This window comes from uncultured Oscillibacter sp. (assembly GCF_910584465.1).
Taxonomy (GTDB): Bacteria; Bacillota; Clostridia; order Oscillospirales; family Oscillospiraceae; genus Oscillibacter.
This window is the reverse complement of the sequence record NZ_CAJUBK010000057.1, coordinates 1-4,189: the sequence shown is the minus strand read 5'-3', so window position 1 is coordinate 4,189 and position 4,189 is coordinate 1. Positions and strand designations below refer to the sequence as shown.

The 4,189-nt window shown below is 65.3% G+C and carries 2 protein-coding genes and 1 pseudogene; 2 read left to right on the top strand and 1 reads right to left on the bottom strand.

Features of this window, described 5'->3' with window-relative positions:
- Positions 1-216: 216 nt before the first annotated feature.
- Positions 217-783, bottom strand: a complete 567-nt coding sequence (locus tag QZ332_RS11125) for an epoxyqueuosine reductase QueH (RefSeq protein ID WP_295765354.1) — start codon at positions 781-783, stop codon at positions 217-219.
- A gap of 223 nt (positions 784-1,006) precedes the next feature.
- Here QZ332_RS11125 and QZ332_RS11120 point away from each other — a divergent pair, with 223 nt between their 5' ends.
- Both QZ332_RS11120 and QZ332_RS11115 read left to right on the top strand, forming a co-directional pair.
- On the top strand, positions 1,007-3,916 hold the full coding sequence (locus tag QZ332_RS11120; RefSeq protein WP_295765351.1) for an acyl-CoA dehydratase activase: 2,910 nt from the start codon (positions 1,007-1,009) through the stop codon (positions 3,914-3,916).
- 4 nt (positions 3,917-3,920) lie between these two features.
- Positions 3,921-4,189: pseudogene (locus QZ332_RS11115) on the top strand (2-hydroxyacyl-CoA dehydratase); the annotation flags it as partial.

Below are 4,189 nucleotides of genomic sequence, written 5' to 3'. Positions count from 1 at the left end.
CCTGCATCCGCCGCCGGACGCCGAGCGCCGGGGAAGGGCTCCCTTCCCCGGCGCTCGGCCTGTCGAACAGACTTTTCGACAGGCCGAGCAAGTTTTCAAAACGAGGTTTTGAAAACTTTTTGATTTTAAAAAAGCGGGGGAGACCCTTCCCGGGTCTCCCCCGCACGCCCTTCCTTCCCGTCGAAGAAGTCTTTCCTGCTTTTTTGACGCGCCTGCTCAGCCCTCCGCGAACCGCAGCGCGTCCCGGTCGATCTGCTTTTGATAGCGGTCCTGCTCTGAGAACACGCAGCCGCAGTATCTCTGCATGTAGAGGCCCAGTTCCCGGGCCCGGCGGTTCCCCTCCCGGAAGCCCGGCCGGAAGTCCCGGTACAAGAACTCCACGCCGTACTGCCTGGCGTACCGCTCCGCCGCCCGGGCGATGCCGTCGTGGTCCTGGTAGAGGCTGGCCAGCAGGGTAGAGGTGAAGGCGGGGAAGCCGTTCTCCGCGGCGTACTTCGCCGCCCCCTCGATCCGGTGCTCATAGCAGTAGGCACAGCGGCGCCCGATGTCCCCCGCCACATGGCATACGAACTCCCGAAGGCCGTAATCCTCCCGGACCCGGACCTCCATGCCGATGGTGGGGGCGTACTCCAGCAGGCAGTCCCGCCGGGCCTGGTACTCCTTCCATGGGTGGATGTTGGGGTTGTACCAGAAGGCGGTCGGCTCGATGCCCTCGGCCCGGAGGGGATCGACGCAGCTCACGGAGCAGGGGGCGCAGCAGCAGTGGAGCAGGACGGTGTTCATAGGGATACCTCGTTCCTCATTTGAATAAGCTGAGTATAGCACGTCCCCCAAAAAGAAGCAAGCGTGGACGCGGAGGCCATTTTTAACGGATTCTTTACAGACTTTCAAAGGATCGTCAGTTGCAAATCCTGTCGAAAACGTGTATGATACCAAAGAATATGATAGCCTGCGGTTACTAGCCGTACAACGGCCGGCGACCCTTCCCCCAAAGGAGGAGCAAGTCTTGAAGATCGGTCTTGACGTTGGCTCCACCACCATCAAATGCGTGGTGCTGGACGGCTCGGATCAAATCGTATACAGCACCTATGAACGGCATTTCAGCCACATCCTGGAGAAGTCCGAGGAGCTGCTGCGCCGCGTGGCGGCGCAGTACGTCCCCGGCGGGACGGCGGGGCTGGCCATCTCCGGCTCCGCCGGGATGGGCATGGCGGAGGGCGTGGGCGTGCCCTTCGTCCAGGAGGTCTTCGCCACCCGCGTCGCCGCGGGCAGGCTGGCCCCCGGCACCGACGTCGTCATCGAGCTGGGCGGCGAGGACGCGAAGATCCTCTTCCTCACCGGCGGCATGGAGGTCCGGATGAACGGCTCCTGCGCCGGGGGCACCGGGGCCTTCATCGACCAGATGGCGACCCTTTTGAAGATGACCGCCGACGAGATGGACGAGGCCGCCCAGACGGCGGAGAAGACCTATACCATCGCCTCCCGCTGCGGCGTGTTCGCCAAGAGCGACATCCAGCCCCTGATCAACCAGGGCGCGCAGACGAAGGACATCGCCGCCAGCATCTATCAGGCGGTGGTGAACCAGACCATCGCCGGTCTCGCCCAGGGCCGCCCTATCAAGGGGAAGGTCCTCTACCTGGGCGGGCCGCTGACGTTCTCCAAGTGCCTGCGCCAAAGCTTCGACAAGACCCTGGGCGTCACCGGCACCTGTCCGGAGGACAGCCTGCTCTTCGTCGCCTTGGGAGCGGCGTTCTATTCCGAGCAGACCTTCGACCTGGAGGAGGTGGCGGACCGCCTGCGGGAGCGGGGCGCCTCCGAGACCTACCGGAGCCAGCCCCCCCTGTTCGAAAGCCGGGAGGAGTACGCGGCCTTCCAGGCCCGGCACGCCAAGGCGAAGGTCGCCCGGGCCCCCTTCGGCCCGGACTACGCCGCCCCGGTACATATCGGCATCGACTCCGGATCCACCACGGTCAAGGTCGCCGTCATCGACCAGGACGCCCGGCTGCTCTTCACGGACTACCGGCCCAACCTGGGCAACCCCGTCCCCCTGATCCGGGGCGTGCTGCAAGCGCTCTATGACGAACATCCGGCCCTGCATGTGGCCTCCGTCACCACCACCGGCTATGGCGAGGACCTGGCGAAACACGCCTTCCACGCCGACTACGGCATGGTGGAGACCGTGGCCCACTTCACCGCCGCCCGGCACTTCCTGCCGAACGTGGACTTCATCATCGACATCGGCGGGCAGGACATGAAGTGCTTCAAGATCGAGGACGGCGCCATCAGCAACATCTTCCTCAACGAAGCCTGTTCCTCCGGCTGCGGCAGCTTCCTCCAGACCTTCGCCCAGGCCCTGGGCCACGACGTGAAGGAGTTCGCCGCCCTGGGCCTCTTCGCCGAGCGGCCGGTGGACCTGGGGAGCCGCTGCACCGTGTTCATGAACTCCAGCGTCAAACAGGCCCAGAAGGACGGGGCCACCATCGAGAACATCTCGGCGGGCCTGTCCATCAGCGTCGTCAAGAACGCCATCTATAAGGTCATCCGCGCCGCCAGCCCCGAGGAGCTGGGCCGGAACGTGGTGGTCCAGGGGGGCACGTTCTATAACGAGGCGGTCCTCCGGGCCTTCGAGAAGGAGATGGGCGTGGAGGTCATCCGCCCGGACATCGCGGGGCTGATGGGCGCCTTCGGCGCGGCCCTCTACGGCCGGGGCAAAGCCGCCCCCGGCCAGTCCAGCGCCCTGCTGGGGCGGGACGCCCTGGCGAACTTCTCCCAGGAGACAGAGAGCCGGTCCTGCGGCCTGTGCGGCAACAACTGCCAGCTCACGGTGAACACCTTCGCGGGGGGCGGGACCTTCATCAGCGGCAACCGCTGCGACCGCCCCGTCACCGGGAAGGCCGACAGCGGGGAGCGGAACCTGTACGCCTATAAGCGGGGACGGATCTTGAGCTACAAGCCCGTCCCCGGCAGGCGGGGGCGGATCGGCATCCCCCTGTGCCTGAACATGTGGGAGCTGCTGCCCTTCTGGCACGCCTTCTTCACGAAGCTGGGCTTCGCCGTGTACCACAGCCCCCTGTCCAGCCGGGACCTGTACCTGAAGGGCCAGGCCACGATCCCCAGCGACACCGCCTGCTTCCCGGCGAAGCTGGCCCACGGGCACATCCAATTCCTGTCCAAGCTGGGCCTGGACGCGATCTTCTACCCCTGCATGACCTATAACCTCGACGAGGGCTTGGGGGATAACCATTACAACTGCCCCGTCGTGGCCTACTACCCGGAGGTCATCGCCGGGAACTGCCCGGAGATCCGCGGCACGAAGTTCCTCTACGACTACGTGGGCCTCCACCGGCCCAAGGATTTCACCAAGAAGATCTATGACATCCTCCGCCGGCACTTCCCGGACATCACCAGGGGCGAGGTCAAGGAGGCCAGCGACGCCGCCTATGCCGAGTACGCCCACCACATGGCCCAGGTCCGGAAGGAGGGGGCCCGCATCATCGACCAGGCCCGGGCGGAGGGCCGGAGGATCGTCGTCCTGGCGGGCCGGCCCTACCACGTGGACCCGGAGATCAACCACGGCATCGACACCCTCATCACCCGCTTCGGCGCGGCGGTGGTGACGGAGGATTCCGTCTCCGACCGGGTGGACAGATTCCCCACCACGGTCCTGAACCAGTGGACCTACCACTCCCGGCTCTATGCCGCCGCCAAATACTGCGTGGAGGCGCGGGACTGCGACCTGGTGCAGCTGGTCAGCTTCGGCTGCGGCGTGGACTCCATCACCACCGACGAGACCCAGGCCATCCTGCAGGCCGGGGGGAAGCTCTATACGGAGCTGAAGATCGACGAGATCACCAACCTGGGCGCGGTGCGCATCCGCCTGCGGAGCCTCTTCGCCGCCTTAGATGAACAGGAGTGAGCATATGGAAGCCCTGAACTATCCCAAATTCACGCCGGAGATGAAGGCGACCCACAAGATCCTCATCCCCAACATGGCCCCGGTGCAGTTCCGCATCCTGGCGGCGGTGATGGAGCAGGAGGGCTACACCTGTGAGCTGCTGGAGAACCGCGGCAGCCAGGTCAGCGAGCTGGGCCTCAAATACGTCCATAACGACACCTGTTACCCCGCCCTGCTGGTCATCGGCCAGTTCCTGGACGCCCTGGCCTCCGGGAAGTACGACCTGGACCACAC

What these genes read in the sequence shown, in the direction of transcription:
- QZ332_RS11125 (WP_295765354.1), bottom strand. Translation starts at nt 783, where the DNA reads ATGAACACCGTCCTGCTCCACTGCTGCTGCGCCCCCTGCTCCGTGAGC.